Origin of the sequence: Collinsella aerofaciens, from assembly GCF_020181355.1 — a bacterium.
Taxonomy (GTDB): domain Bacteria; phylum Actinomycetota; class Coriobacteriia; order Coriobacteriales; family Coriobacteriaceae; genus Collinsella.
Genome location: NZ_CP084004.1, coordinates 1,464,560 through 1,489,877, shown reverse-complemented (window position 1 = coordinate 1,489,877; position 25,318 = coordinate 1,464,560). Strand labels below are relative to the sequence as shown.

The following is a 25,318-nucleotide window of genomic DNA, read 5'->3' as shown; positions in this document are numbered from 1 at the left end:
CTTCGCCATCAGCGCCCCGGCAAGGCGAAACACAATGGTCACGCAGCCGAAACATCGTGGAATCGCAATCGAGAACGTATCGTAACGCAGCAGAAATCGAGCTGTCACGGCACCGCTTTAACATCAGCAAAAAGCCCGATGAAAGGAGCCGGGCATGACCACGCGCGAAGACGCCTACCCCTACCCCGGCGAGCAATACATCCTCTCGGTCGACCGCTATCAGATCGAGGTCATGGACCATCTGGACGAGCCTCCCGCCACGGGTGCCGTCATCTTCTGCACCTTCCCCAAGGTCCGCGATGGCGTCGGATACCCCGCCCGCGTCTTTGCGGTCTGCCCTGCAGCGTAGCGTCCAGGCAAACGTTTCTTTTTTATAACAGCCGCCCCGCGCACCCACCAATCACCCTGGCAGCATACAATCCATCAGGCGCCCCTTACGCGGGCGCCTTTTACATGGGGAGATGATTCACATGCAGATCAACAAGGTCGCCTTTATCGGCAAGGGCGGCGTCGGCCTGCTCTACGGCAGCATGATCGCCCGGGCGCTCGGCAACGACGCCGTCGAATACGTCATGGATGACACCCGTTTTGAGCGTCACGCGGGCGATGCGCTCACTGTCAACGGCAAGCCCTGCGATCTCACGTCCGTCCGCGCCAGCGAGGCGACGCCCGCCGATCTGGTCATCCTGACAGTCAAGACCACCGGTCTCGACCAAGCACTCAAGACTATGGAGCGCGTCGTGGGACCCAACACGCTCATCGCCTCGCTATGCAACGGCATTACGAGCGAGCAAAAGATTGCCGAACGCTTTGGCTGGGAGCATACCGTTCTTGGTATCTGCCAGGGCATGGACGCCGTGTTCCTCAACGGCGCGCTCACCTTTACCAATGCGGGCGAGATCCGCTTTGGCGCGGCGGCCGGCACGGACCCCGCGACCGTCGCCGCTATCGACGGGCTCTACACGCGCTGCGGCATCGCCCATACCGTCGAGCGCGACATCGCCCACCGCATGTGGGCCAAACTCATGCTCAACGACGGCATCAACCAGACCTGCCTGGCCTACGGCGGGACCTACGGAAGCGCCACGGAGCCGGGCTCCGAGCAGCGTCGCTGCTTTGTTTCCGCCATGCGCGAAACGCTTGCGGTCGCCAACGCCGAGGGCGTTGAACTGACCGAGGCAGACCTGACGCAAATGGTGCACCTCATCGAGGGAATCGACCCCGCCGGTATGCCCTCGATGGCTCAAGACCGCATCGCAAGGCGCAAAACCGAGGTTGATGAGTTCGCGGGCACCATCTGCCGCCTCGCAGCCAAACACGATATCCAGGCACCGCAAAACGAGTGGCTCTATCGGCGCATCCGCGATATCGAGAAAAGCTGGTAGCGCCAACGCGCCGCATTCAACAGCCTTAACAGCAAAGCCGCCGCAAGGAGCACTCCCCTTACGGCGGCTTTCATCTTCGTCTATGACCGGCGGTCAATCTCACAACAGCTAGCGTTGCGACTCCGGAACCTCGTCCTCATCGTCGCGACAAAGGACAACACCGGTGCTTCCCAGCAGCGTGGCCGCGATCAGCGCGCCGGCCACGATAGGAGCAGCCCCGCATGTCCCCAGCATGCCCGCGACGAGCGCGGCCGTGGGGCCAAGGCAGCCAAGCATCAACGCGACGGCGGCAACGGCAATATCTCGAGCATTCACAAGACCACTTCCTCCAAGAGAAAGACCTTATTTCTCAAGAACCAGTGTGCCCCGCATCCATACGCCCAGCGTACCGCCACGGTAAGGGCTCTGTTAACTCAGACGCGCATAAAGAACGGGCGGCTTTACGTTGCCCTAAAGCTCGGTAAAGACGCCCGTCCGCCAAATATCCGTGATGCAGAAAAATTACCAACCGGTGTAGTAGTCGGTGGTTCCGGCAGCGCAGCCGGAGTCATAGACCTTGCAATCACCCTTGGAGCCCGTAAAGGTCGAGCCCTGGGCCATATCGCCCGCGGCAACAACGTAATAGCCGTCGGAATCGCGCCAGAAGCCCTCAGAATCCTGAGTCCATTCGCCCGTGCGATAGTGATAAAGCACATTGCTGCTGTAATAGGTCTCGCGGCGCCCGTTGTAGTTATTGACACCCGCAGAGCGCGTCAGGCCCGATCCGTTCGCGTAGGACGCGGCAGACGCGTAAGACGGAGTGTAACCGGCGTTGTAGTACGAAGCCTGGGCGGCCTCGGCAGCCTCCGCCTCGGCGGCAGCCTCGAGCGCTTCGCACTTGGCATCCTCAAGCGCAGCGCGCAGCTCATCGAGCTCGGTCGACTTGGCGTCGACCTCCCCCATCGTCAACAGGCTACCCGCACCGTCGATGCAACCCTGCAGCACAGCACGCTCGTCATCGGTAGCATAGTCGCCATACATATTCATAATGATCTGAGCGCGCATCTCAAGGGAATCGCGCTTGGCCTCCATCGAGGCGTTCCACTCCTGCATGGAACCATAACCATCGCCGCGATAGTCAACGGGCTGCACCAGCGTCGCCTCGGACGGCGTAGGTCCAACCGTATCGGATAGTGTTGCCGCGTGGGCATCGGTTGCACCGGCGCCCGCCAAAAGTGCCACGGTCAGAGCGGCGGAAAGGGCGGCGGCTTTCGGTTTTCGTGAATCGATCCTCATGTAGCTAGAAACCTCCGTAGTGCGTTTTTGCTGCGTTTGAGCTGCGTGTAATTCGATCGCGCTGCATAGTACCCCGAGCAAATCGCGACCTGCGGTTTTACTCAAAAGGCGCACGTCAATTGCGTAAAACTCACATCCTCTTAACAGGAGTTTTCCACATCTCGATTGCATAAAGCATGCCAAAAACCCTGTTTTTGCACCCTCTCTATGCAAATAAGGCGCCTGTGCAACCATTGTTCGCACAGGCGCCTTGAGCAGGCATTTTATGCAGTTATACCTATCGAGTCGCAAGGGGTCCTTGCACAAGTCGCCTTACTCGTCCAGCGCGGCGAAGGCCTGCTTCAGATCCCAAATGATATCCTCGGCGTTCTCGGTACCGATGGAAAGACGGATCGTGGAGGGCGTGATGTTCTGCTCGGCGAGCTCCTCGGCAGAGAGCTGGGAGTGCGTGGTGGTAGCCGGGTGCACGACGAGCGACTTGACGTCGGCCACGTTGGCAAGCAGCGAGAACACCTGCAGATGATCGATGAACTTCCAAGCTGCCTCCTGGCCACCCTTAATCTCAAAGGTAAAGATCGAGGCACCGCCACGGGGGAAGTACTTCTGATAGAGCTCGTGATCGGGGTGCTCAGGCAGGCTCGGGTGGTTCACCTTGGCGACGTGGCTGTCACCAGCCAGGAACTCAACGACCTTCTTGGTGTTCTCGACATGGCGGTCAACGCGCAGCGACAGAGTCTCGGTGCCCTGGAGCAGGACCCAGGCGTTGAACGGACTGATGCAAGCGCCCTCGTCACGCAGCAGGATAGCGCGGACGTAGGTTGCAAAGGCGGCGGGACCGGCAGCCTCGGCAAACGAGACACCGTGGTAGGAGGGGTTGGGCTCAGCAATCTGGGCGTACTTTCCGCTCGCCTTCCAATCGAAGTTACCGCCGTCGACGATCACACCGCCCAGCGAGGTGCCGTGGCCGCCGATGAACTTGGTTGCGGAGTGGACGACGATATTGGCACCATGCTCCAGCGGACGGAACAGATACGGGGTGCCGAAGGTGTTGTCGACGACAACCGGCAGACCGTGCTTCTTGGCGATCTCGGAGATGGCGTCGATGTTGGGGATGTCGGAGTTGGGGTTGCCGAGCGTCTCGAGATAGATGACCGTGGTGTTGTCCTTGATGGCACCCTCGACCTCTTCAAGGTTATGGGCATCGACAAACGTGGTCTCGACGCCAAACTGGGAGAGCGTATGCTCCAGCAGGTTGTAGGAGCCACCGTAGATGGTCTTCTGAGCCACCACGTGGTCACCGGCCTGGGCAAGAGCCTGCAGGGTATAGGTGATGGCAGCAGCACCGGAGGCGACGGCAAGACCTGCCACGCCATCCTCGAGGGCGGCGATACGGTCCTCGAAGACGCCCTGGGTGGAGTTGGTCAGACGGCCGTAGATGTTACCGGCGTCGGCAAGACCAAAGCGGTCGGCGGCGTGCTGGGAGTTGCGGAACACATAGCTCGTGGTCTGGTAGATAGGCACGGCGCGGGAGTCGGATGCAGGATCGGCGCTCTCCTGGCCAACGTGCAGCTGCAGGGTATCGAAACCAAAGGTGTGCTCGGGGTTGTTGATAAACTGGCTCATGATGATCTCCTTGATCGAACAAAAGTAATAAGAGTAAGAGAAGTGAGTCGCTGTCTCCTGATCACGCCGACGGGCGCAAACAGGAGCCCGGCATTCGTCTTGGTAAGCAATTCATATGCGGGCTTCCTTTCGCATCCCGGTTCCGTAGTTGGCTTAATTACCTACCGTCTTTGTGTGTTTTGAATAGTACGAGCATTGTTTTCCTCGGTCAATCACTTTAAAGCGCTAACCTGTTATCGGTTTTATAGATAACACTCGAAAGGACGGGCGCCGATGACCCTCCAACAGCTTCGCTTTTTGATCGCCGTGGCAGAGTCCGGTTCGATCAACGCCGCAGCCCAGCGCCTCTATACGGCACAGTCCAATATCTCCAATGCCGTCAAAAGCCTGGAGCAGGAACTTCATATCGAAATCTTTACGCGCTCCAGCCGCGGTGTTGCACTCACCAACGACGGCACCGAGCTTTTGGGTTATGCACGCCAGGTCGTAGAGCAGGCCGACATGCTCGAGGCCCGCTACGAGGGCGGCGGTACCCCGCAAGCCCGCCTCGCCATTTCCGCCCAACACTACGCCTTTTCGGTCGAGGCCTTTGTCAACGTAGTCGAGCGCTGCCGCGACAGCAAGTTCGAGTTCATCATGCGCGAGACCACCACAGCGCAGATTATCGACGACGTGCGCGCGTTTCGCAGCGATATCGGCATCCTCTATCTGGATGACTTTAATACCCGTGTCTTGCAGAAGGCCTTTACCGATGCCCGAGCGAGCTTTCATCCCCTCTTTGATGCAAAAGTCCACGTGTTCGTCAGCGAACGCCACCCGCTCGCACGCCGTTCGCAGCTGTCCCTTGCCGACCTCACGCCCTATACGCGCTACAGCTTTGAGCAAGGCACCTCGAACTCCTTCTATTACGCCGAGGAACCGTTTAGCTATATTCCCTGCAACCGCAATATCCGCGTATCCGACCGCGGGACGCTCACCAACCTGCTTATCACCTCGAACGGCTATGCGCTGTCGACCGGCGTACTCTCCAGCGAAATGCAGTGGGGCATGGCCTCGATCCCCCTGGCAGACGCCCCGACGATGCATGTGGGCTACATCATGCATGACGACCGCAAGCCCTCTCCCCTCTTGCAGCAATACCTCGACGAGCTCAACCGCATCATCCATGCCAACCAACTGTCGGAAGACGGGGTAGAAATCGTAGATTGCTAGCCCCCGGCGGGCATGGCGCTACAATGGTCACTCACGCGAAACGTACCCAACGAAAGGAACCATGTGAAGGTCATCATCTATACCGACGGCTCGGCCCGATCAAATCCGGGACGCGGCGGCTACGGCGCCGTGCTCAAATACACCAACCCCGCCGGCAAGACCTTCACCTCTGAGCTTTCGCGCGGCTACGCCAAGACCACCAACAACCGCATGGAGCTCATGGCCGTTATCGTGGCACTCGAGGCGCTCAACCGCCCCTGCGACGTCGAAGTCCATTCCGATTCGCAGTACGTCGTTAACGCCTTCAACAAGCACTGGATTGACGGATGGAAAAAACGCGGCTGGAAGACCGCCAACAAGCAGCCCGTCAAGAACCGCGACCTGTGGGAGCGCCTGCTCACCGCCAAAAGCAAGCACAAGGTTGAGTTCATCTGGGTTAAGGGTCACGCCGGCCATGAGCTCAACGAGCGCTGCGACGAGCTCGCCACCACGGCGGCCGACGGCAGCAACCTCGATATCGACACCGGCTTTAACGAGAGCGACCTGTAACGGCGTTTTCGTACGCTATTTCCTGCCCCTTCGCGCTACACTCATCCTGTAAACCGAACGGCACGAGGGGGATACATGCTGCGTATAGCGACCATCGGCACATCCATGATTACCGACGACTTTATCCAGGTCGTCAACGCCAACGACCAAGCCGCGTTTGTGGGCACGCTCTCGCGCGATGCCAATCGCGGTGCTGCCTTTACCGCCGAGCGCGGTGGCGAGCGAAACTTTACTTCACTCGATGAGCTCGCGGCAGCCGCCGACGTCGACGCCGTCTATATCGGCAGCCCCAACGCACTTCACTACGAGCAGGCCCTTGCCTGCATCGCCGGTGGCAAGCACGTCATCGTCGAGAAGCCCTTCTGCGCCACCGAGGCGCAAGCGCTGGAAGTCTTCCGCGCTGCCGAGGCAGCAGGTGTCGTGGCCCTCGAGGCCATGCGTCCCCTCCACGATCCCGCCTTCCACGCCATCGAGGACGCCCTGGGTGAGATCGCCCCCATCCGCCGCGCCTCATTGCGCTTTGGAAAATATTCCTCGCGCTACAACGAGATTCTCGCGGGACGCGCCACCAATATCTTCGACTGCAATATGGCCTCGGGTTCCCTCATGGATATTGGCGTCTACACCGTCGAGCCCATGGTCGAGATTTTCGGCATGCCCTCCGGCCTTACGAGCATGACCACCCTGCTCGATCCCACCACGCGACAGCTCACGCACGGCCCCATCGACGGCTGCGGTTCCATCCTCGCCAGCTACGGCGGTGGCCGTATCTCCGTCGAGCTCGCGCACTCCAAAATTACGAATGACCTGCTGCCCTCGCAGATCGAAGGCGAGCGTGGCACTATCCAGATCGACCATCTGTCCACGCCCCGCAACGTCCGCATCGACTATCGCGGCGACGTCGTACGCGGCTCGGCGACCGAGGCGCCGCGCGAACAGGGCGACAACGGCCGCGTGCTCGACCTGCCCAAATCGAGCAACACTATGGAATACGAACTCACAGACTTCATCACCGCCATCGGCGGCATCGATAACGTCAAGGAAGAGATTTGGGAGACCCCGGCGGGACGCCACGAGCTTGGCCACTACCGCGATGTCACGCTCGTCTCACTACGCATCATGGATGCCGTGCGCCAGCAGGCCGGCATTACCTTCCCGGCCGACGCAGGCAAGCAGGCATAGCGATGGGCCTCTTCGATACGTTCTTCTCCAGCGTCACCGGCGGCAGTCGAGAGCCTCAAAAACCATCAAACGTCGAGCTCGAGCTGCGCCGCAGGCTTACTGTGCTCGCAAGCGACGAGGCCACTCAAGACACTCCCCTGCGCTATTTCCTGCGCTGGGAGGGGCAAGTCCAAGGCGTTGGTTTTCGCTTTACCAACACCAACCTCGCGCAGGCACGCGCACTCACCGGCTGGGTGCGTAACATGGAAGACGGCTCAGTCGAGATGGAGATACAGGGAGCTCCGGCAAATATCCTATCTCATCTCGAGGCGCTTCATGCCTCCTACGAGCGCATGGGAACGCGTTTTCGCCTCATAGACGCTCAGGCCCGAGCCCCACTTGCCAATGAAGACGGTTTCAGTCCTCATTATTAGTATTGTGTGCTAAATACGGTATCATTTACCTACGACCGTTGATAGAAAAGAGGCGAGGCGCATGGCGGTGCAAAGAAGGAATACCAGGCAGCGAAAGCTGGTTCTTGACGCCGTGCGCCAAAGCTATAACCATCCCACCGCCGACGAAATCTACAACGCCGTGCGCGCGCAGGATGACAAAATCAGCCGCGGTACGGTCTACCGCAATCTCAATCTCTTGGCCGACGCCGGCGAGATCCTCTCCATCAAGACGCCGGGCGGCAGCCGCTTCGATCGCACGATCGAGCCGCATGCGCATATCATCTGCACCTCGTGCAGCCGCGTCATCGACGTACCGCTCCCCTTCGATGCCCAGCTCGACGCCAAAGCGTCCGAGCAAATCGGCTGGCACGTCACGTCGCACTACACCATCTTCGAGGGTCTCTGCCCCGACTGCCGGTAGATGTTTGGAACATGCCTTAAAATCCACCTTTCCGCACTTTGCAGCAAAAAGTAGATTTCTAGACATGTCCCAAATGTCTACTCAGCAAGTAGACGACGCAGCTCTTCTTCGACCGTGCGCACGTAGCGGACGCGGTCGTTAATGCCACGCATAGAGGGGTTGCAGCTCTCCATTAGATAAGGATGGCCCACTACGTTGAGCATGTCGCGATCGTTTTCGTTATCGCCAAACGCCATCATCTCATCGGGCGAAATACCCAGGGCACGACCGTAATCGGCAAGCGCGGAGCCCTTGCCCGAACCAAAACCGATAAAGTCCGTCCATTCGGTTCCCGATGTCATGACATCGACTCGATCGCTAAAGTGGCGCTCGAAATGCTTCAGCGCCGCCGGCTGATTCACCTCGGGCGTCTGGAAGGCAATCTTGATGACGTCCTCTTCGATGTCCTCGGGGCGGTCGACCACCGCCACATCGCAGTGGACCTCATAGCGCAAATGGTCGAAAAACGCATCGTTGCCGCTCATGGTGTAGAGGTGTCCCTCACACGAAAGGGTCACGTCGGCATGGGGATACGCAACCACGGCATTCGCGATATCCATAGCAAGGCTACGCTCCATGGAACGCTTGACAACGCCACGTCCCTCGCTCATCACCAAGGCTCCGTTTTCGCATACATAGGCGAGCTCATCGGCCACCGGGGCAAACAGGTAGCGCAAGCTCGCATATTGACGACCGCTCGCCGGCATAAACACGATACCGCGACGATGCAGCTCATCGATGAGCTCAAAGGCCTCGGAACGCGGCTCGCGCTCCCCCGGATGCAGCAACGTGCCGTCCAAATCGCATGCAATCAGCTTGATTCCTTCAAGACCCATATGCTTTCCCCCACAGCATCTCATCAACAGAAAGACGGACTTTGAATAGTTGCCTCTCAAAGTCCGTCTTACTTATACGCACGTTAACCGCGCGCCTTCTTTACGATCGTAAAGTCTGGAGCCATACTCACAACGGAGTCCGCCGCACTCGACGCAAAGCGCCGGTCCGAATCGAGTTCACGGGCAACCGTCGAGAGTCGAACGCCCTCGACGCCCCGGAGCATGCGGCCCAAAACAGGCTGCACCGGCGTATACATGCGCACGGTATGCTCGTCCGAATCGCCTCGGAAAAGCGGCGCGTGCATATTGCCGATCTCCCAGCACGCATGCGCGAGCGCAATCGGGTCCATGCGGTCAACTTCGACCAAATAAACCTCGGCACTGCGCAGGCGTACGACAACCACCACGGGCACCATGCCCGAACGGTCGATGACAAGCGCATCGCCATCGGCAAGGCGATCGCCATCGGCAGCGCCCAGCCGAATATCGACCGTACGCCCCAGCTCCGTCACGCCCACAAATGTGCGGGCATCGGCCTGGTCCCAATCGAGTAGTAGCTCATCGACCTCAAAGACACCGCCCAGCTCCCGGCGAAGCAAAAGCTCATAGGACGGATCGTTGAGATTTCCCAAGCATGTCGTCGAAACCAAGCGTTCAGGCATACTCTAACCCTCGACCTCAACGAGCTCGATATCAAAGTTGAGGTCCTTGCCGGCGAGCTCGTGGTTGGCGTCGAGCGTCACGGCCTCGGCCGTCACATCGATGACCACGGCGGGGACGGGCATGCCGCTGGGCGTGGACAGGAAGAGCTTCATGCCCTTCTCGATCTGCTCGATGTTGGGAACCTGCTCGGCCGGGAAGGTAATAACCATCTCGGGATTGTGCTCGCCGTAGGCATCGGCAGCAGGAATGTGCACGGTCTTCTTCTCGCCCACCTGCATGTCGACAACAGCGGCGTCGAAGCCCTTGATCATCTGGCCGGCGCCGCAGGTGAACTCCAGCGGCTCGCCGCGATCGTAGGAGCTATCGAACTGCGTGCCGTCGTCGAGCGTGCCGCGATAATGAGTCTTGACCTTCTTGCCCTGGTTGGACATGGTAACCTCCGTGATAAGGGCGGCGCACAACGCGGGCCGCCGTGAACATATGGCGCTAACTATACCCTAGTCATACAATTCAAAGACAGTTTGCAAAGAAACGCTGCAACCGGAGGAACCATGGCATATCCCGTATTTGACCTACACTGCGACACCGCCGACCGTATCGGCTGGGCCACACTCGATCTTGACCTGCGCTTTACCGCCGGCACCGACGGTTATTTCCCCGGCGACGAAACGCATCCGCAGGATTTCGACCTTATCGAGGGCAACGCCTGCGCCATCTCGCTCGCAAAGATCGGCAACACGCCGTGGGCGCAGTGCTTCGCTACGTTTGTCCCCGACGAGATTCCCACCGCCCACGCCGCGCGCTTCCAGGCGCAGATCATGGCGCATATGAGCGGCCAGGCAATGCTCAACCACGACCGCATGGTCAACGTGCGCAGCGCCGCTGATATTCGCCCTGCGCTCAAAGACGGCAAGGTCGCCTGCATCCACACCATCGAAAACGCCACGTTCTTTGCCGAGGACCCCGCGCTGATCGAGGTGCTCAAGAGCTTGGGCGTGCTTATGTCGTCACTCAGCTGGAACGCGCAGGGACCGCTCGCGAGCGGCCACGACACCCACGCCGGCCTCACCGCCGCCGGCATCGAGGCACTTACGCAGATGGAGCACGCCGGCATGATACTCGACGTCTCCCACCTCAACGATGAGTGCTTTGACGAGGTTGTCGCCCACGCCACGCGCCCCTTCGTCGCCAGCCACTCCAACTCCCGTGCGGTTTGCGGCGTCAAGCGCAACCTCACCGACGACCAGTTCCGCACCATTCGCGACATGGGCGGCATCGTCGGCCTCAACCACTGCAGCGAGTTCCTATCCAACGATGCGACCGACAAGACCACCGCAGACGTCACCTTCGACCAGCTAGCGGCACATATCGAGCACTGGCTCGACCTGGGCGGCGAAGATGTCATCGCACTCGGCGGCGACTGGGACGGCGCCAAGGTGCCCGCTTTCCTCTCCGATGCCAGCAAGATGCCCGAATTCCAGAACATGCTCTCCAAGCACTTTGGCAAGACCGTGATGCAGAAGCTCTGCAGCGATAACGCCCTTGCCTTCTTCGAGCGTTATTAATTTCACATCCCTTGAGCGGGCCGGCATACCGAACGGTCGAAATGCCGGCCCGTCCCCAATCTGAAGGACCGCTTTTGACGCAGCAGTTTACGATTTTCCTACCCCGACCGGATGGGATGCCCATCCCCGTCGTCGTTACCAAAAAGCGCGTCAAGAACTTCAACCTACGCGTCACATCGAGCGGTGAGGTCCACGCCAGCGCACCGCTCGGCGCCAGCCGCGAGCGTATCGAAGCGTTTGTGAAGCGCAACAGCGCCTGGATTATCAGCCGACTTGCCCAGCGCGAGCAACGTCAGACGACGGCGCAGGAGCCGCTCAGCCCCTCGTCCATCATTGCGCTTTGGGGCAAGCCCATCACGGTACAGGACGCACTCGATCACAACTTTGTATCACCCGCACCGCGACCCAAACAGGCCACCTTCGCAAGTTTTATGGGTACCGACGAATCGAACGAAGGCCCACAGGCCAAGCGGCGCGCAATCCTCGACGGCCTAACGTCCGACGAGCTCCAAGTCCATATCGACCAGCTCTATACGTCCGAGGTCACATCGGCGCTACGCGATATTGTGCACGCATACGAAATCGCAATGGGTGTCGCCGTTTCCCGCGTTTCCGTACGCAGCATGAAAACGCGCTGGGGCTCATGCACGCCCAAAACCGGCGCCATTCGCATCGCACGAGAACTTGCCGCCTACCCCGTCGAATGCCTCGACATGGTTGTCGCCCACGAGCTCGTCCACTTGCTCGAGCCAAGCCACAATCGACGGTTCCACGCCCTGCTCGACACGTACTGCCCCAACAATAGAGCCCTATCGCAGCGGCTCAAAAAACCGCCCGCCAACGAGCTCTAGCGTCGGCTAGCGCACGCGCTCGATCTCGACACCGCAGCTTGCCAGGGGAAGACCGACGGGCGCCCAAGGCTTATCGAGCTTAACACGTACGCCAAGCAGCAAGGGGTAACGACGCAGCAGCATCGAGGCCACACCCTCGGCTGCAGCCTCGATGAGCTTAAACGTATGCTCGCGCAGATAGCCGTCGACATCGTGGCACACCGAGCCGTAATCAATCGAGGCATCCAGATTGTCGTGCTCCCCTGCCGCGCGCAGGTCGGCATAGAGCACCAAGGACACGACAAACTTCTGCCCCAGGGCGTTCTCCTCGGGATACACGCCGTGGTTGGCAAAGACCTCGAGACCATCGATAGTAATGCGGTCGGCATGGCGCAGGTCGTCATAGCTCACATGGGGCACCGCCGTTGCGGCGGAAATCTCGCCCCTGCCACGACGGGCAAGCTCGGCACCCTCGGTCTTGGTTGCATTCTCGGGCAGCTTTTTGTTAGTCATCGCGATCGTCTCCTTCGTTCAGAACCCCGACCGCGCATACCGACTACACGCGAATCGACAGGTTCTTTTTATCATCGCTCCAGTTGCAAGCATTGCGCGCAGGGCATGCAAAACAGGCGCGCGACGCTTTGTCGGCTGCATAAAGCAGACGCTCGAGCGGCTGGCTGTTCACGCGCAGCTTTCGATGGCCCAGAATGGCTGTCTTAATGGCTGCGGCATCTGCCGGCTCAAACGCCACGTCTTCGGGCATGCCGCCAAGAATCGCATCAGCGACGCGTTCGCTTGCAACATCATGGGATATACCCGATTCATACTGTTCATCTCTGCCGATATCGTGAAGAAGTGCCGTGGCGTAGATGACCTCGCGGTCAAATCCGAGCTCTTCCTCGAGATTCTTGATCCACATAATACGGGCGACATCCAGCAGATGGTCGATACCGTGGCGGCAAAAGATGCGCCCCGATTCCAGCTGTGCAATGTTGCCCAGGTGCCGCCGGAACAACCCGTTGGCACAGATGTAATCAATGCGAGGCATGGCACCAAAGGGAGTTAGGCCCGAAGCCATAAAGCCGCGACGCGGCGTCCCCTCATCGGTCTTCGATGCAAAGTCGTTGACGACTCTCATGGTTAGCGGCCCAGCATCCTAAAGAATCGCTCCTCGAGCGATGGATCGGTCTCAAAGACACCGCGACGAGCAAGCGTTACGGTCTTGGTACCGGGCTTTTGCACGCCGCGCATGGTCATGCACATATGCTCGGCTTCCATCAGTACGATCGCTCCTTGGGGAGCAAGATAATCCATGAGGGCATCGGCAACCTGTGTACACAGCTGCTCCTGCAGCTGCAGACGACGGGCATAGACCTCAACCGTGCGAGCAAGCTTAGACAGACCCGCCACGCGGCCGTTAGGGATATAGCCGATCGCAGCCTTGCCATAAAACGGCAGCAGATGGTGCTCGCACAGCGAGTAAAACGTGATGTCGCGCTCGATAACTAAATCGTTCGAAGCGACGGCAAAAGTTTTGGACAGGTGCTCCTCAGCGCTCTGGTCCATGCCGCCGGCAATCTCGCCATACATACGGGCGACGCGTGCCGGCGTCTCCAGCAGGCCCTCACGAGTTGGGTCCTCGCCTATGCCCTCAAGCAACAGCTTTATGGCGGTCTCAACTTTTTCCTGATCGACCATCTAGGCCTCACTCTTCCGATTTTGCGTTCGCGCTATGGTACCACGCCCTCCGGCATCGGCCACAAGCTACATAGTATGGGTCGAATAGACCGGATCGCCTTGATTATCAACTTCATCCGAACACTTCCCACATTCATCCGCACATGTGCGGATGAATGTGGGAACCCGATACCCTGAGGGCCGGACCGGCCGGCCCCGGGAGATCGGAGGACGGCATGTCCGGAAAGAAGAATAGGGGCTCCGCGAGGGCGGTCCCGAGGGCCTACGGAAGGCTCACGAGGCACGAGCGGGACACGGTCCAGAGGATGCTGGAGCGCGGGGCCTCGTGCAGGGAGATCGCGAGGGAGCTGGGCAGGTCGCCCTCGACGGTGAGCGCCGAGGTGGCGTCGCACAGGTTCGTGACGGCGCCGAAGTCCAGGCGCGGCGAGCGCGTGGACGCCTCCGCCGACCTGTCGGCGGCCTGCCCGCGCCTGGCCGCGTGGCCGCGATGCTGCAACGGCTGCGGCCGGTACCGCGCGATCGGCTGCAAGCGCCGCCCCCACGTCTTCTACGAGGCCCGGGCCGCGCAGCTGTGCGCCGACTCGGTCCTCGTCTCGTCCAGGCGCGGGATAGACGCCGACGAGCCCGCCGCGGCGGCCAGGCTGGAGGCGATAAGGGACTGCCTGCGCCGGGGGCTCTCGCCCGAGCAGATGGCGGCGCGCAACGGCGGCCCGGTGGACCTGTCGCCGTCGACCATCTACCGCTGGGTCTCGGCGGGCTACGACGGCATGACCAACATGGAGCTCAGGCGCAAGGTCGGCTACAGGCCGAGGAAGAGCGCCGCCGGCCGGGCGGCCACGCGCCACTCCGCCCGCAGGTCGCATGCCGCGTTCCTCGCCCTCGGGGAGGACGCGTGCGCCGCGGCCTGGGAGATGGACACGGTCGAGGGCGCGCGGGAGGACTCCGCCTGCCTGCTCACGCTGCTGCACCGCCCCAGCAGGCTCCAGCTCGCGCTGCCGCTGGAGGAGAAGACCGCCGGGTGCGTCGCGGACGCCCTGGGCGATATCAGGGAGGTCCTCGGCGCCGACGGCATGGGCAGGGTCTTCCGCGCCGTGCTCACCGACAACGGCGCCGAGTTCTCCGACGAGGCGGCGATCGCGGCGCTGCTCGGCGAGGGGCCGGGCGAGACGAGGCTGTTCTACTGCGACCCCGGGCGAAGCGACCAGAAGGGCGCCTGCGAGCGCAACCACGTCGAGATAAGGAAGCTGCTGCCCAAGGGCGCCGGAATCAGGTTCGACCGGCTCTCCCCGGCCGACCTGGCGCTGGCCATGTCGCACGTGAACTCCGAGCCCCGCGGCGCGCTCGGCTTCACGACGCCCGCCCGCGCCTTCAGGGCGATGCTCGGGGACGACGCGGCGGCGCTGCTGGACGCCTACGGCGTGGAGGACGTGCCGCTCGGCGAGCTCGACCTGACGCCGGGACTGATAGGGCGGGCGCGCGCAGAGAGGGGCGATGCCCCGCTGTCCTAGCCTGAAGGAAAAAACGGAATAGACGGACCGGCCGTCCGGCTGAGTCTGGGAAGAGGTGCCGGGCGGAGGGCGGAGCATGGCCACCGGACCCATCGAAACACATCTCCACCGTTCCTTCAACTGGGAAAACGGCGCCCCCGGACCCCAGGAGGGGCCGCGGGGGCGTTCAGCTAACTGCGGGAATGGCCTATTTGCTCAATGTGTTCGGCTGAGATCGGAAATCAACCATAGACCGGATCGTCTCGCCAAAGCTCCACAGCATCGCAAAGCGCAACGTCCTCACGCTCAGCACGAGCGCGCGTGGCGTTCATATCAATCACGCGCTGATTGCTCGAGCCCCTAAAGCGCAATGAGATATCGTACAGATCCTGAACGAACGGACCATCCACCAGCATATCGAGGCAGGCAAGGATGCGGTCCGTCACCTCGGTATGGTGACGACCGCCCGGCATAAGCTCCTCGAGCACGTCGCCGGTAAAGCACCAAATAGTCTTCCCCGACTCCACGGGATAGGCCGCACGCACGCGTTCGATAAAGTCAACGAGACCCGCCTGATTCTCGGGTTCCATGGGCTCGCCACCCAGAATCGTCAGGCCATCAATAAAGGGATGGTCAAGACTGTCGATAATCTTGTCCTCGACGGCACGGTCGAACGGTTCACCCGCAGCAAAGTCCCACGCGACGGAGTTAAAGCAATTCTTGCACCCACGACGGCACCCACTCACAAACAGAGAAGTACGAACACCTTCCCCATCAGCAATGTCGAAATACTTAATGTTCGCGTAGTTCATAGGTAACTCTCCCGGGAGGCCGGGACATATCATCCCGTCCTCAAACATTCTCGGCCTTCGGCCTGCGAAACTGCGGGCGGGACGATATGTCCCGGCCTCATGCAAAGGGTAACTCAATGAACGAAGCGAACATCGAGTATAGGGTTCGAGGTCCAATAAATACTCAGCTGCAGCTCAACCGCCATCGCAAGTAAATCGCAGCTGCAGCTCAAATTATTTCCGCTAAGAACTTCGAGGAGTGAGCAGACCGCATGCCGCATCTCAGCTACATCAACTTGGCTGCCCGTAGCGAGGCCCCGGACCTTTGCTCGATATGAGTTCCGCACGAACAGGAGGCGCCAGTGGCGCCTCCGTCGTGAGCCAGGACTGTCCGAAATAGCGAGTAAAGGTCCGGGGCCTCGCTACGGGGCGGCCTGGGATGGTTATTAGAGATGCAGCACGCGGTCGCGGATCTCCTCGGTTCGGCCCTGGTTCCAGAACTGGGTACCGATGTAGCCGCACGTACGACGAGCGACGTTCATCTTCTCCTGGTCACGATTGCCGCAATTGGGGCACTCCCACACCAGCTTGCCGTCATCCTCGACAATCTTGATCTCGCCGTCGTAGCCGCACACCTGGCAGTAGTCGCTCTTGGTGTTGAGCTCGGCGTACATGATGTTGTCGTAGATGTACTGCATCACGCGAATGACAGCCTTGAGGTTGTCCTGCATGTTGGGAACCTCAACGTAGGAGATAGCACCGCCCGGCGAAAGCTGCTGGAACATGCCCTCGAACTTGAGCTTATCGAAAGCATCAATCTCCTCGGACACATGGACGTGGTAGCTGTTGGTAATGTAGCCCTTGTCCGTCACACCCGGAATAATGCCAAAACGACGCTGCAGGCACTTGGCGAACTTGTAGGTCGTCGACTCAAGCGGGGTGCCGTACAGCGAGAAGTCGATATCGCTTTCGGCCTTCCACTCGGCGCATTTGTCGTTCATGTGCTGCATGACGGCCATGGCAAAGGGCGTGCCTTCCTTCTCGGTGTGACTGTGGCCCGTCATGTACTTGACGCACTCATACAGACCGGCATACCCCAAGCTGATGGTGGAATAGCCGCCCACGAGCAGTTTGTCGATCGTCTCGCCCTTCTTAAGGCGCGCCAGGGCGCCGTACTGCCACAGAATCGGTGCGGCATCCGAAAGCGTGCCCATCAGGCGCTCATGACGGCACAGCAGGGCACGATGGCACAGCTCAAGGCGCTCGTCGAAGATCTTCCAGAACTTGTCCATGTCCTGATGCGAGCTCAGTGCGACATCGGGCAGGTTGATGGTCACAACACCCTGGTTAAAGCGGCCATAGTACTTAGGTTTGGTCGGGTCATAGTTCAGCGCGTTGGCAACATTGTTAAAGCCGTTGCCCGAACGGTCGGGCGTCAGGAAGCTGCGGCAACCCATGCAGGTGTAGCAATCGCCATTGCCGGCGGTCTCACCCTTAGACAGCTTGAGCTCACGCATCTTCTTCTCAGAGATGTAGTCGGGCACCATGCGCTTGGCGGTGCACTTGGCAGCCAGCTGGGTCAGGTAGAAGTACGGGGAATTCTCGTGAACGTTATCGTCCTCGAGCACGTAGATAAGCTTGGGGAATGCCGGGGTAATCCACACGCCAGCCTCGTTCTTAACGCCCTCGTAGCGCTGGCGAAGCGTCTCCTCCACGATCATGGCAAGGTCGTGCTTCTCCTGAGGCGTACGAGCCTCGTTAAGATACATAAAGACCGTCACGAACGGCGCCTGGCCATTCGTGGTCATAAGGGTCACGACCTGATACTGAATCGTCTGGACGCCGCGACGAATCTCATCGCGCAGGCGATCCTCAACGACCTCACGGACCTTCTCGGCAGACGCAGAGACGCCAAGCTCCTCGAGCTCGCGGGCAACCTCGCCGCGAATCTTCTGACGGCTCACCTCGACAAACGGAGCCAGGTGGGTCAGCGAAATCGACTGACCGCCATACTGGGAAGAGGCGACCTGCGCGATGATCTGCGTCGCGATATTGCAAGCAGTCGAAAAGCTGTGCGGCTTCTCGATCAGCGTGCCCGAGATAACGGTGCCATTCTGGAGCATATCCTCCAGGTTCACCAGGTCACAGTTATGCATGTGCTGGGCGAAGTAGTCCGAATCGTGGAAGTGAATCAGGCCCTCGTTGTGGGCATCCACGATCTCCTGGGGCAGCAGCACGCGCTGCGTCAGGTCCTTGGAAATCTCGCCGGCCATGTAGTCGCGCTGAACGGAGTTGACAGTCGGGTTCTTGTTGGAGTTCTCCTGCTTGACCTCTTCGTTATTGCACTCAATCAGCGACAGAATCTTGTCATCGGTCGTGTTCTTTTGGCGCTTCAGGCTCTGAACATAGCGGTAGATGATGTAGTGGCGAGCGACCTCGTAGCAGTCGAGACGCATAATCTCGTCCTCGACCAGATCCTGGATCTCCTCGACCGATACGGCGTGGCCGGCCTTCTCACATGCCTCGGCGACGTTTTGTGCCGCATAGATCACCTGGCGGTCGGTAAGGCGAGAGCCTTCCTCGACCTCCAAGTTTGCGGCGCGGATCGCATTGACGATCTTATCGATGTCAAAGGTAACCTCGGTGCCGCTGCGCTTGATGATCTTCATCCTCTTGCCTCTTTCGCATCGTAGCCTCATTGCGCTTCAGAGCCAAACGATGCCCGGCAGGGCTTACCCTGTCTTGCGGCGCCGTCGCGCAATCTGTGTTTTCGATAACCATAGGCCCTCATGCGGACAATCCTCGCAGCCAATCAAGGGGCTCAAAGATCCATCCAAATGGGGCGAATAAGGTCCTCGTTCTCCGTCCGCCATCTATCATACGACAAAGAGGCATCTATATCCTGTATTCTTTTTTTAGGTCAAACACAACATATAGTGTTTTAGCAGGTCAAAGCAATTGGTCAATTTGCAGACGCATTATAAATGAAAGCCTCTTGGCAGACTGCTAAAACGTTATCAACCCAACTACCTGCACAGCAGTTTTGAAACCCCCTCAACCGTGCCGCCGCCAAATAGCACCAAAACCAAGCCGCTCACGCCAAAAGAATCCAAAAGATTATGCTTGACCAACATGTTGCGGTCATGATGGGCCAGGACACATGCAATCTGCCGGCACCCCTACGGGATACAAAGACCATCGCGTACGGACCTTGGATCAATATTTGATGACTTATTTGGCGGCGCGCTTGGTGGCAAAAAACAAAACAGCCCAGAGGACATAGCCTCTGAGCTGCGAACATTTGGTGGGCGTTAGAAGATTTGAACTTCTGACCTCTTCCGTGTCAGGGAAGCGCTCTCCCCCTGAGCTAAACGCCCAAATGGAGCGGACAACGGGGCTCGAACCCGCGACCCCAACCTTGGCAAGGTTGTGCTCTACCAACTGAGCCATGTCCGCTTACGAGGATTAATCTTACGTGATGCCCGCATCCTATGCAAGAACTTTTTTTGAAAAGTTTTGCGACGCCCTCGCGAACCTCGCGAAGACATCAGCCACCACGGAAGGCGCAGGCAAACGCAAACTCGCCGCAAGAGGCCCTTACATCTCACCGAGCATGATCCAGGCAGAGCTGTCCTGCGCGAGTCTGCCGTCTGCAAGCGCTGATGAGGTGAGCAGGACCCTGCCCGCCGGCAGCTCCACGGGTGCTGCACCGAAGTTCGTCACGCACGCCCAGCCGTTATCGCGGCGATAGGCGATGACGCCGCCCTCAGCGCCCTCGGCACCATCCGCAAGACCGGTGCGCCCGTCAAGATCGAGCCACGCAAGATCGTTGGCGCACCCGCGCAGCTTGCGCCGCAGCCAGAGGGCGTCACGATAGAGCGCAAGCATCGATGTCGGGTCCGTTTCTTCCCTATCGGCAGCATAATCGGAAAACCATGCAGGCTGCGGCAGATGGGGCGCCGCATCAGCGTCCGCCGGCGAAAACCCAAACGATCCGCCCTGCGCGGGATCGTCCGCCGCTACCCACGGCAGGGGCACACGACAGCCGTCGCGCCCCTTCTCGCGCTTCGGTCCGCGCGTATTGGTTGCACTGGGATCTTCGAGTGCAGTCCACGGGATATCAGCCACCTCAAAAAGACCGAGCTCCTCACCCTGATACACGTATGCCGAGCCCGGAAGCGCCAGTTCAAGCAAAAGGGCCGCCCGCGCGCGGCGCTCGCCGAGTTCACGGTCCTCGTCATAAGACGACCCGTCGCGTAAGAGCCAGTCGAGCGCAATCTGGTGGTAGCGCGTCGCCTTGATTTGCGGCAGGGCATAGCGCGTCGCCACGCGCGGCACGTCGTGGTTGGAGAGTACCCAGGTCGAGGCGGAATCGGATTCGATAGCTGCCTTCAAGCCCTCCTCGATTGCAGCGTGCATGTCATCATAGGTCCAAGTGGCCTTGGCAAACTCAAAGTTGAATGTCTGGCCAAGCTCGCTGGGACGCGCATAGAGATACTGGCGCTCAGGCAGCACCCACGCCTCGGCAACGGCGCTGCGCGGCGGATTATAGCGGTCGAACACGCGGCGCCACTCGCGATAGATCTCGTGGACCTCGTTGCGGTCCCACAGCGGATGGGTGCCGTCGTCAACCGTGTCATCGCCCTCGGCGAGATGCCACCGGTCGAGGTCATCGCGGTCGAGATCCTTGGCGAGACCGTGCGCCACATCGATGCGAAAGCCATCGACGCCTCGATCGCTCCAAAACGCCAGGACGTCGCAAAAGAACGCGTGAACCTCGGGGCATGACCAGTCAAAGTCCGGCTGCTCGGGCGTAAACATGTGTAGATACCATTGACCGTCCGCAACACGCGTCCAGGCGGGGCCGCCAAAGTTGGCATTCCAATTGGTGGGAGGCAGCTCGCCATGCTCGCCGCGACCATCGCGGAAGATATAACGGGCGCGCTCGGGCGATCCGGGGCCGGCGGCAAGAGCGGCTTTGAACCAGGGGTGCTGGTTGGATGAATGGTTGGGCACGATATCGACGATGACCTTGATGCCGCGCGCGTGAGCCGCAGCGATCATGTCATCGAAGTCGTCAAGCGAGCCGAGACGTGGGTCGACATCGCAGTAGTCCGCCACATCATAGCCGCCATCGACAAGAGGCGAAGGGTAAAACGGGCTCAGCCAGATGGCCTCGATGCCCAGCCGCTCAAGATAGTCCATCTGCTGGGTAATGCCCGCGATATCGCCCAGACCCGAACCGGTCGAATCCTTAAACGAACGCGGGTAGATCTGATAGATCGCGGCATCGGACATCCATGAGCGCGAAGAGGACTTTTCTGCAGCCATGGGGTGAGCCTCCCTTGCAACGAGGTTTTGCGAGATGCCCACGATGATACGCCCAAAGCTGTCATTCGAGGCAAACAACGCCACAGCCACGCCCCAAAACGCTCGCTCCCTCTCGGGTTCGAGCCCAGGCGATGGGTACAAAAAAGCCCGGCTACCGTGGTAGTCGGGCTGCTGCGTTTGGAGCGGACAACGGGGCTCGAACCCGCGACCCCAACCTTGGCAAGGTTGTGCTCTACCAACTGAGCCATGTCCGCATATGTAAAACAAAACGGGCGCCGGAGCGCCCGGATGTTGCCTGGAGGCGAAGCCCGGATTCGAACCGGGGGTAAAGGCTTTGCAGGCCTCTGCCTTACCACTTGGCCACTTCGCCGAAAAAGGACCGCCTAAACGGTCCGGAAATGCAATGGAGCGGACAACGGGGCTCGAACCCGCGACCCCAACCTTGGCAAGGTTGTGCTCTACCAACTGAGCCATGTCCGCTTGCGGGTTATTAATTTACGCGAGTTGTCCAAAAGACGCAAGTACTTTTTTCAAAAAACTTGTCTGCCGCATGTTCTTAATAGCCAAACGCGCTAAAGCGATTGGCTAGGCGCACGATTCCAGCGCTCCGCTAAACAGCTTCACCATCTGCACGCGCGTGCCGGCGCCGTCCGTACGACGAGCAACCTCCACGTTATCGACGAGCATACGCATAAGCTTGATACCACGGCCGCGTTCCTCAGATGCGACCGGATCGCTCGTTTCATCGATAGAATAGCCGGCACCTCGATCAAGCACCTCAACCACAACGCGATCGCCATAGGCCTGAACCGTCAGGACGCACCCGATACCGCCCGCATGGTCATAGGCATTACCCAGCGCCTCCCCCGATGCCAATGCGACATCGTAGCGCTCGTCACGGCGCAACGGAAGCGATTCAAGGAGTTCGGCGATGCGATGTCGGTAGTATGGAAGATTCTCGATACCCTGACGGACCTCGACACTCTTACTCCAGCGAGGCAGCTCCCCCACCGGAATAGCGGGAATAGACTCCCGTGCCGGCCCCGCGACATGAAGGATATCGACAAGACGAGCAATCTTCAAAAAGCGAACAACTTCACCTGATGCATTGACGAGCGAAAGCAGGCCTTCTCGCCTCATGAGCTCACGAGCGCGCGTAAGCAGGAATGCCAAGCCCGTCGAATCGATAAAGCTAACAGTCTGACAGTTGATGACGACACGACGCACGCCGCGGCCAATCAAGGCATCCAACCGCCGACGCAGCGCAGGCACCGTGGCGATGTCGATATCGCCTGGTGGCGTCAAAACCGCTATGTCATTCCACTCATTCATACGACCATGGTTCCCCAAAAAAGCCCACTCGATGCATTCGTTTCCCCAACCGTACGGACTCAGCCCGCCCAGCGTCGTCTATGAACGACCCCGTAAAAACTCAAGGGACACCAATGCAATGTCATCGTCCAGCGCCGATTCGGTAAATCGGTCAAGCTCGCCCAAGACCTTGCCGCAAATGCCCGACACGCCCTCCCCCGAAACAGAAAGCAGAAGGTCACGAAGGCGCTGCTCACCAAAGAACGCTCCGGTGCGGTCGCGGGCCTCAATCGTTCCGTCCGTATACATGAAGAGCATGTCGCCAGGAGCGAACGTAAACACGCCTGTCTCGTACACCATGCTCTCAAAGGCACCGATTACGCCCGATTGGCATCCAAGCAGCTCGACCTCTCCCCCACGGGCCTCGCCGCCACCCAGCGGCATCGACTCTGGCCTAATGACCATGGTCGGAGGATGGCCCGCCGAACAATACGTTGCGCGTCCGGCTTTAAGGTCAATCTTGGCGATAAAGGCCGTCACGAACGTCTCGACCCTCGAAAAGCCCATGAGCATACTGTTAAGAGAGCGTGCCATGCGGGCCGGTCCAGCGCCCTCCCACGCATATGCCGTCAGGGCCGTCTTGACGAGCGCGGACATCGATGCGGCCTCAATGCCTTTGCCAGACACATCACCCAGAATCATGACGGCGCAGTCGTCGGGAAGACGGATGAGCGTATAGAAATCGCCGCCGACCAACGCCGAGTTCGTGGCTGACAGGTACACCGAATCGGTTGCGATACCCGGAACATCCCCCAGGGAATTTCTCATGCCGATCTGAAGGGTCTGAGCGATATGGCGCTCCTCGCGCTTTTGAGATTCGCCTTCGTAGATCAGTTCAAAGTCATGCGCCAAGTGCACCAAGTAGTCATATTCAAGATCATCAATCGGCTCTTGGCTACCATCACGAAGCAGCAGCGCGCGCGTCGTCGGGCTCTTCGCAACAGAAGCAGGAACAATTGCGTCGTTACTGTGCTTGCCATCACCTTTAGAGCGTGGTCGCCCCGCCTCGATGCCGGAGTCGACGTAGAGACCTTGACAAGGCAGACCATGCGCCCTAAGCCAGCCTCCCATAGGCATCGATTCGTCAACGCGAGTTATACGGACGTGTTTAAGGTCCTCGGCACTCGTACCGCCCAAAACAGATGCCTCAAAGCCATCAGGGCCAGCCCCCAGACGTGCCGCTGGCGCCGTCGTGGAAAAGAAAAGCTTCTCGGGATCGTCCGGCAAAGCAACGCGACTGCCACCTTCAAAATCTATGACGTAGGAATCCAGACTGGCGTCATACTCAACAGGGCAAAAATGGCAGTTAAGCATATTGCAGATCTCGGACGATACCGCCTGGGTAGCCGCGGCGGAATCGTCTAGAAAGGTAAACAACTCATCACGCAAGACATTGAGCGAGCGGCCAAGCTCGGCCGTGCGACGGGAGCGAAGGCTCGATGCCATGCCGACCAGCTGGATAGACAGGTAATCGCAAATGACCTCGAGCACATTAACGTCATAGGCGAGCGGTGCCTGGGGGCGTTTCCAACCAACTTCCAGCACGCCAAGAATCTGCGTACCGTAAAAAACGGGAAGACAGATCTCGCTGCGGTACGGAGGCATATCCTGCATGCGCAACAGGTGCTTAGAACGATTGTCCAGGTCCATGAACATACCGGAGGCGGCCTTATCACCCTCAAGGTCCTGTTGAATCGACAAGCGACAGGCACGCGACTCACGAAGAACATACGTCGGAATGCCAGCGCCATACGGCAAAAACTCAGGCAGGTAGCTGTCGTACAGCTCCTTGGAAACACCGCGAAGTTTAAAACCGCCGCTCTCAGAAAAATAGATAGCGGCACCCGAAGCATCGAGCGTTCCTACAAGCTGGTTCAAAACGGTATCAAGTAGGCTGGGCAGCTCATCGGAGCCCACGGTACTCATAATGACCGAGAGAGTGCCAGAGAGACGCTTGTTCGCAACTCTAAGCTCCGATAACGCACGCTTAAGTTGACGGTCGTGAGAATACTGTTCCTCGATACTGTGAAGCGCCACTAGGACACGTGGTGCGCGGCGCCCAAAGATGCGTGGAGGCGTTACGGAGCCCGCGCGAACCAAGACGGGGATAAAAGAGCCGTCACTCAGCTTGAGCATCAGTTCGTTCTCGAAGCCATCAGTTTCAAATGGCAGACGATGTTCCGTCGCACGTTCAAAAGCGGACGAGTACAGGACGTCTTTAACATCTCCACCGATGACATCGGCGCGTTCCTCGCACATCAACCCAAGTAAGCGATTATTCACATGCAGAATGGTTCCGTCGAGCTCGCAGATGATGACAGCATCGCTCGTGATCTCGACTAGTTGGGCAACGTCTGCCCACTCGTTGCGTTCAAGCGTTTCCATCGTGGACCCCACCGTCTATCGGTAACAAAAAAGCCTCCGAAGAGGCTTCTCAAATGCGATGGTGTCGGAGGCGGGACTTGAACCCGCATGACCAAAAAGCGGTCACTAGCACCTCAAGCTAGCGCGTCTGCCAATTCCGCCACTCCGACATGCTATGTTGTTGACTCACGGTTCGTTTTGTTGGACCCGCGCGTTCAACGAGGAAGATAATAACCTATGATTCGAGAACTGTGCAAGCACT

24 protein-coding genes and 6 tRNA genes are annotated in these 25,318 nt (G+C 59.5%); 10 read left to right on the top strand and 20 right to left on the bottom strand.

Annotation, left to right across the window (positions count from 1 at the left end; translation table 11 throughout):
* The first annotated feature begins 154 nt into the window (after positions 1 to 154).
* Both LCQ44_RS06405 and LCQ44_RS06400 read left to right on the top strand, forming a co-directional pair.
* A complete protein-coding gene (locus LCQ44_RS06405) occupies positions 155 to 349 on the top strand; it encodes a cyclase family protein (RefSeq protein WP_055309748.1) in 195 nt (64 codons plus the stop codon).
* A 121-nt stretch (positions 350 to 470) separates the two neighbouring features.
* The gene (locus LCQ44_RS06400) at positions 471 to 1,385 is read left to right on the top strand and encodes a ketopantoate reductase family protein (RefSeq protein ID WP_055309747.1); all 915 of its coding nucleotides are present in this window, start codon (positions 471 to 473) and stop codon (positions 1,383 to 1,385) included.
* A 108-nt stretch (positions 1,386 to 1,493) separates the two neighbouring features.
* On the opposite strand, the gene LCQ44_RS06395 is transcribed toward LCQ44_RS06400, so the two are convergent.
* The 3 genes from LCQ44_RS06395 to LCQ44_RS06385 all read right to left on the bottom strand — a co-directional run bounded on the left by LCQ44_RS06395 (position 1,494) and on the right by LCQ44_RS06385 (position 4,283).
* Positions 1,494 to 1,700: a hypothetical protein gene (locus tag LCQ44_RS06395; protein ID WP_055309746.1), complete on the bottom strand. Its 207-nt coding sequence runs from the start codon at positions 1,698 to 1,700 to the stop codon at positions 1,494 to 1,496.
* 186 nt (positions 1,701 to 1,886) lie between these two features.
* On the bottom strand, positions 1,887 to 2,660 hold the full coding sequence (locus LCQ44_RS06390) for a hypothetical protein (RefSeq protein WP_055309745.1): 774 nt from the start codon (positions 2,658 to 2,660) through the stop codon (positions 1,887 to 1,889).
* A 312-nt stretch (positions 2,661 to 2,972) separates the two neighbouring features.
* On the bottom strand, positions 2,973 to 4,283 hold the full coding sequence (locus tag LCQ44_RS06385) for an O-acetylhomoserine aminocarboxypropyltransferase/cysteine synthase family protein (RefSeq protein WP_225093381.1): 1,311 nt from the start codon (positions 4,281 to 4,283) through the stop codon (positions 2,973 to 2,975).
* Between the two features lie 273 nt (positions 4,284 to 4,556).
* On the opposite strand from LCQ44_RS06385, the gene LCQ44_RS06380 reads away from it, so the two are divergent.
* From LCQ44_RS06380 to LCQ44_RS06360, 5 genes are all read left to right on the top strand, one after another.
* A complete protein-coding gene (locus LCQ44_RS06380; RefSeq protein WP_225093380.1) occupies positions 4,557 to 5,495 on the top strand; it encodes a LysR family transcriptional regulator in 939 nt (312 codons plus the stop codon).
* Between the two features lie 12 nt (positions 5,496 to 5,507).
* Positions 5,508 to 6,044: a ribonuclease HI gene (gene rnhA, locus LCQ44_RS06375; protein ID WP_161115755.1), complete on the top strand. Its 537-nt coding sequence runs from the start codon at positions 5,508 to 5,510 to the stop codon at positions 6,042 to 6,044.
* Positions 6,045 to 6,119: 75 nt separating this feature from the next.
* Positions 6,120 to 7,226 carry a Gfo/Idh/MocA family protein gene (locus LCQ44_RS06370; protein WP_196032630.1) on the top strand — a complete coding sequence of 369 codons (1,107 nt, stop codon included), beginning with the start codon at positions 6,120 to 6,122 and terminating at the stop codon, positions 7,224 to 7,226.
* Between the two features lie 2 nt (positions 7,227 to 7,228).
* Positions 7,229 to 7,639 (top strand): acylphosphatase, encoded by a 411-nt coding sequence (locus LCQ44_RS06365; RefSeq protein ID WP_161115753.1) that lies wholly within the window; start codon positions 7,229 to 7,231, stop codon positions 7,637 to 7,639.
* A gap of 61 nt (positions 7,640 to 7,700) precedes the next feature.
* On the top strand, positions 7,701 to 8,081 hold the full coding sequence (locus LCQ44_RS06360) for a Fur family transcriptional regulator (RefSeq protein ID WP_192919574.1): 381 nt from the start codon (positions 7,701 to 7,703) through the stop codon (positions 8,079 to 8,081).
* A gap of 77 nt (positions 8,082 to 8,158) precedes the next feature.
* Here LCQ44_RS06360 and LCQ44_RS06355 read toward each other — a convergent pair whose 3' ends face one another.
* From LCQ44_RS06355 to LCQ44_RS06345, 3 genes are all read right to left on the bottom strand, one after another.
* Positions 8,159 to 8,956, bottom strand: a complete 798-nt coding sequence (locus LCQ44_RS06355; RefSeq protein ID WP_225093379.1) for an HAD-IIB family hydrolase — start codon at positions 8,954 to 8,956, stop codon at positions 8,159 to 8,161.
* An 83-nt stretch (positions 8,957 to 9,039) separates the two neighbouring features.
* Entirely contained in the window at positions 9,040 to 9,618 is a 579-nt protein-coding gene (locus LCQ44_RS06350) for an urease accessory protein UreE (RefSeq protein ID WP_225093378.1), read from the bottom strand.
* A gap of 3 nt (positions 9,619 to 9,621) precedes the next feature.
* Positions 9,622 to 10,050: an FKBP-type peptidyl-prolyl cis-trans isomerase gene (locus LCQ44_RS06345; protein WP_225093377.1), complete on the bottom strand. Its 429-nt coding sequence runs from the start codon at positions 10,048 to 10,050 to the stop codon at positions 9,622 to 9,624.
* A 120-nt stretch (positions 10,051 to 10,170) separates the two neighbouring features.
* Between LCQ44_RS06345 and LCQ44_RS06340 the strand changes: the two genes are divergently transcribed.
* Positions 10,171 to 11,184 (top strand): dipeptidase, encoded by a 1,014-nt coding sequence (locus LCQ44_RS06340; protein ID WP_225093376.1) that lies wholly within the window; start codon positions 10,171 to 10,173, stop codon positions 11,182 to 11,184.
* A 116-nt stretch (positions 11,185 to 11,300) separates the two neighbouring features.
* A complete protein-coding gene (locus tag LCQ44_RS06335) occupies positions 11,301 to 12,035 on the top strand; it encodes a M48 family metallopeptidase (RefSeq protein WP_225093375.1) in 735 nt (244 codons plus the stop codon).
* 6 nt (positions 12,036 to 12,041) lie between these two features.
* On the opposite strand, the gene folB is transcribed toward LCQ44_RS06335, so the two are convergent.
* Genes folB through folE form a run of 3 tightly spaced genes read right to left on the bottom strand, consistent with a single transcriptional unit; the run spans position 12,042 to position 13,712 of the window.
* Positions 12,042 to 12,527, bottom strand: coding sequence for a dihydroneopterin aldolase (gene folB, locus LCQ44_RS06330; RefSeq protein WP_225093374.1), 486 nt, complete (start codon positions 12,525 to 12,527; stop codon positions 12,042 to 12,044).
* A 43-nt stretch (positions 12,528 to 12,570) separates the two neighbouring features.
* Entirely contained in the window at positions 12,571 to 13,152 is a 582-nt protein-coding gene (locus tag LCQ44_RS06325) for an HD domain-containing protein (RefSeq protein ID WP_225093373.1), read from the bottom strand.
* A gap of 2 nt (positions 13,153 to 13,154) precedes the next feature.
* On the bottom strand, positions 13,155 to 13,712 hold the full coding sequence (folE, locus tag LCQ44_RS06320; RefSeq protein ID WP_225093372.1) for a GTP cyclohydrolase I FolE: 558 nt from the start codon (positions 13,710 to 13,712) through the stop codon (positions 13,155 to 13,157).
* Positions 13,713 to 13,927: 215 nt separating this feature from the next.
* Here folE and LCQ44_RS06315 point away from each other — a divergent pair, with 215 nt between their 5' ends.
* Complete coding sequence (locus LCQ44_RS06315; RefSeq protein ID WP_225093224.1) at positions 13,928 to 15,220, top strand: IS30 family transposase; 1,293 nt, start codon at positions 13,928 to 13,930, stop codon at positions 15,218 to 15,220.
* Between the two features lie 221 nt (positions 15,221 to 15,441).
* Here the strand turns inward: LCQ44_RS06315 and nrdG are convergent, their stop codons facing one another.
* The 11 genes from nrdG to LCQ44_RS06260 all read right to left on the bottom strand — a co-directional run bounded on the left by nrdG (position 15,442) and on the right by LCQ44_RS06260 (position 25,226).
* Entirely contained in the window at positions 15,442 to 16,011 is a 570-nt protein-coding gene (nrdG, locus tag LCQ44_RS06310; RefSeq protein ID WP_225093371.1) for an anaerobic ribonucleoside-triphosphate reductase activating protein, read from the bottom strand.
* 425 nt (positions 16,012 to 16,436) lie between these two features.
* Positions 16,437 to 18,659 (bottom strand): anaerobic ribonucleoside-triphosphate reductase, encoded by a 2,223-nt coding sequence (gene nrdD, locus LCQ44_RS06305; protein WP_225093370.1) that lies wholly within the window; start codon positions 18,657 to 18,659, stop codon positions 16,437 to 16,439.
* 633 nt (positions 18,660 to 19,292) lie between these two features.
* A tRNA-Val gene (locus tag LCQ44_RS06300) sits at positions 19,293 to 19,367 on the bottom strand.
* Between the two features lie 3 nt (positions 19,368 to 19,370).
* Positions 19,371 to 19,446: transfer RNA gene (locus LCQ44_RS06295), tRNA-Gly, on the bottom strand.
* Between the two features lie 141 nt (positions 19,447 to 19,587).
* On the bottom strand, positions 19,588 to 21,321 hold the full coding sequence (locus LCQ44_RS06290; RefSeq protein WP_225093369.1) for a glycoside hydrolase family 13 protein: 1,734 nt from the start codon (positions 21,319 to 21,321) through the stop codon (positions 19,588 to 19,590).
* A gap of 178 nt (positions 21,322 to 21,499) precedes the next feature.
* A tRNA-Gly gene (locus LCQ44_RS06285) sits at positions 21,500 to 21,575 on the bottom strand.
* Between the two features lie 42 nt (positions 21,576 to 21,617).
* Positions 21,618 to 21,691: transfer RNA gene (locus tag LCQ44_RS06280), tRNA-Cys, on the bottom strand.
* A gap of 34 nt (positions 21,692 to 21,725) precedes the next feature.
* Positions 21,726 to 21,801, bottom strand: a tRNA-Gly gene (locus tag LCQ44_RS06275).
* A gap of 105 nt (positions 21,802 to 21,906) precedes the next feature.
* On the bottom strand, positions 21,907 to 22,653 hold the full coding sequence (locus LCQ44_RS06270) for an anti-sigma factor antagonist (protein WP_225093368.1): 747 nt from the start codon (positions 22,651 to 22,653) through the stop codon (positions 21,907 to 21,909).
* 78 nt (positions 22,654 to 22,731) lie between these two features.
* Positions 22,732 to 25,077 carry a GAF domain-containing SpoIIE family protein phosphatase gene (locus LCQ44_RS06265; RefSeq protein WP_225093367.1) on the bottom strand — a complete coding sequence of 782 codons (2,346 nt, stop codon included), beginning with the start codon at positions 25,075 to 25,077 and terminating at the stop codon, positions 22,732 to 22,734.
* 59 nt (positions 25,078 to 25,136) lie between these two features.
* Positions 25,137 to 25,226: transfer RNA gene (locus LCQ44_RS06260), tRNA-Leu, on the bottom strand.
* Between the last annotated feature and the right edge of the window lie 92 nt (positions 25,227 to 25,318).

Bases quoted from the DNA above. Each gene is read 5' to 3' on its own strand.
- LCQ44_RS06405 (WP_055309748.1), top strand. From the start codon at position 155: ATGACCACGCGCGAAGACGCCTACCCCTACCCCGGCGAGCAATACATC.
- LCQ44_RS06400 (WP_055309747.1), top strand. From the start codon at position 471: ATGCAGATCAACAAGGTCGCCTTTATCGGCAAGGGCGGCGTCGGCCTG.
- LCQ44_RS06390 (WP_055309745.1), bottom strand. From the start codon at position 2,660: ATGAGGATCGATTCACGAAAACCGAAAGCCGCCGCCCTTTCCGCCGCT.
- LCQ44_RS06385 (WP_225093381.1), bottom strand. From the start codon at position 4,283: ATGAGCCAGTTTATCAACAACCCCGAGCACACCTTTGGTTTCGATACC.
- LCQ44_RS06380 (WP_225093380.1), top strand. From the start codon at position 4,557: ATGACCCTCCAACAGCTTCGCTTTTTGATCGCCGTGGCAGAGTCCGGT.
- rnhA (WP_161115755.1), top strand. From the start codon at position 5,508: ATGGCGCTACAATGGTCACTCACGCGAAACGTACCCAACGAAAGGAAC.
- LCQ44_RS06370 (WP_196032630.1), top strand. From the start codon at position 6,120: ATGCTGCGTATAGCGACCATCGGCACATCCATGATTACCGACGACTTT.
- LCQ44_RS06365 (WP_161115753.1), top strand. From the start codon at position 7,229: ATGGGCCTCTTCGATACGTTCTTCTCCAGCGTCACCGGCGGCAGTCGA.
- LCQ44_RS06360 (WP_192919574.1), top strand. From the start codon at position 7,701: ATGGCGGTGCAAAGAAGGAATACCAGGCAGCGAAAGCTGGTTCTTGAC.
- LCQ44_RS06355 (WP_225093379.1), bottom strand. From the start codon at position 8,956: ATGGGTCTTGAAGGAATCAAGCTGATTGCATGCGATTTGGACGGCACG.
- LCQ44_RS06350 (WP_225093378.1), bottom strand. From the start codon at position 9,618: ATGCCTGAACGCTTGGTTTCGACGACATGCTTGGGAAATCTCAACGAT.
- LCQ44_RS06345 (WP_225093377.1), bottom strand. From the start codon at position 10,050: ATGTCCAACCAGGGCAAGAAGGTCAAGACTCATTATCGCGGCACGCTC.
- LCQ44_RS06340 (WP_225093376.1), top strand. From the start codon at position 10,171: ATGGCATATCCCGTATTTGACCTACACTGCGACACCGCCGACCGTATC.
- LCQ44_RS06335 (WP_225093375.1), top strand. From the start codon at position 11,301: ATGCCCATCCCCGTCGTCGTTACCAAAAAGCGCGTCAAGAACTTCAAC.
- folB (WP_225093374.1), bottom strand. From the start codon at position 12,527: ATGACTAACAAAAAGCTGCCCGAGAATGCAACCAAGACCGAGGGTGCC.
- LCQ44_RS06325 (WP_225093373.1), bottom strand. From the start codon at position 13,152: ATGAGAGTCGTCAACGACTTTGCATCGAAGACCGATGAGGGGACGCCG.
- folE (WP_225093372.1), bottom strand. From the start codon at position 13,712: ATGGTCGATCAGGAAAAAGTTGAGACCGCCATAAAGCTGTTGCTTGAG.
- LCQ44_RS06315 (WP_225093224.1), top strand. From the start codon at position 13,928: ATGTCCGGAAAGAAGAATAGGGGCTCCGCGAGGGCGGTCCCGAGGGCC.
- nrdG (WP_225093371.1), bottom strand. From the start codon at position 16,011: ATGAACTACGCGAACATTAAGTATTTCGACATTGCTGATGGGGAAGGT.
- nrdD (WP_225093370.1), bottom strand. From the start codon at position 18,659: ATGAAGATCATCAAGCGCAGCGGCACCGAGGTTACCTTTGACATCGAT.
- LCQ44_RS06290 (WP_225093369.1), bottom strand. From the start codon at position 21,321: ATGGCTGCAGAAAAGTCCTCTTCGCGCTCATGGATGTCCGATGCCGCG.
- LCQ44_RS06270 (WP_225093368.1), bottom strand. From the start codon at position 22,653: ATGAATGAGTGGAATGACATAGCGGTTTTGACGCCACCAGGCGATATC.
- LCQ44_RS06265 (WP_225093367.1), bottom strand. From the start codon at position 25,077: ATGGAAACGCTTGAACGCAACGAGTGGGCAGACGTTGCCCAACTAGTC.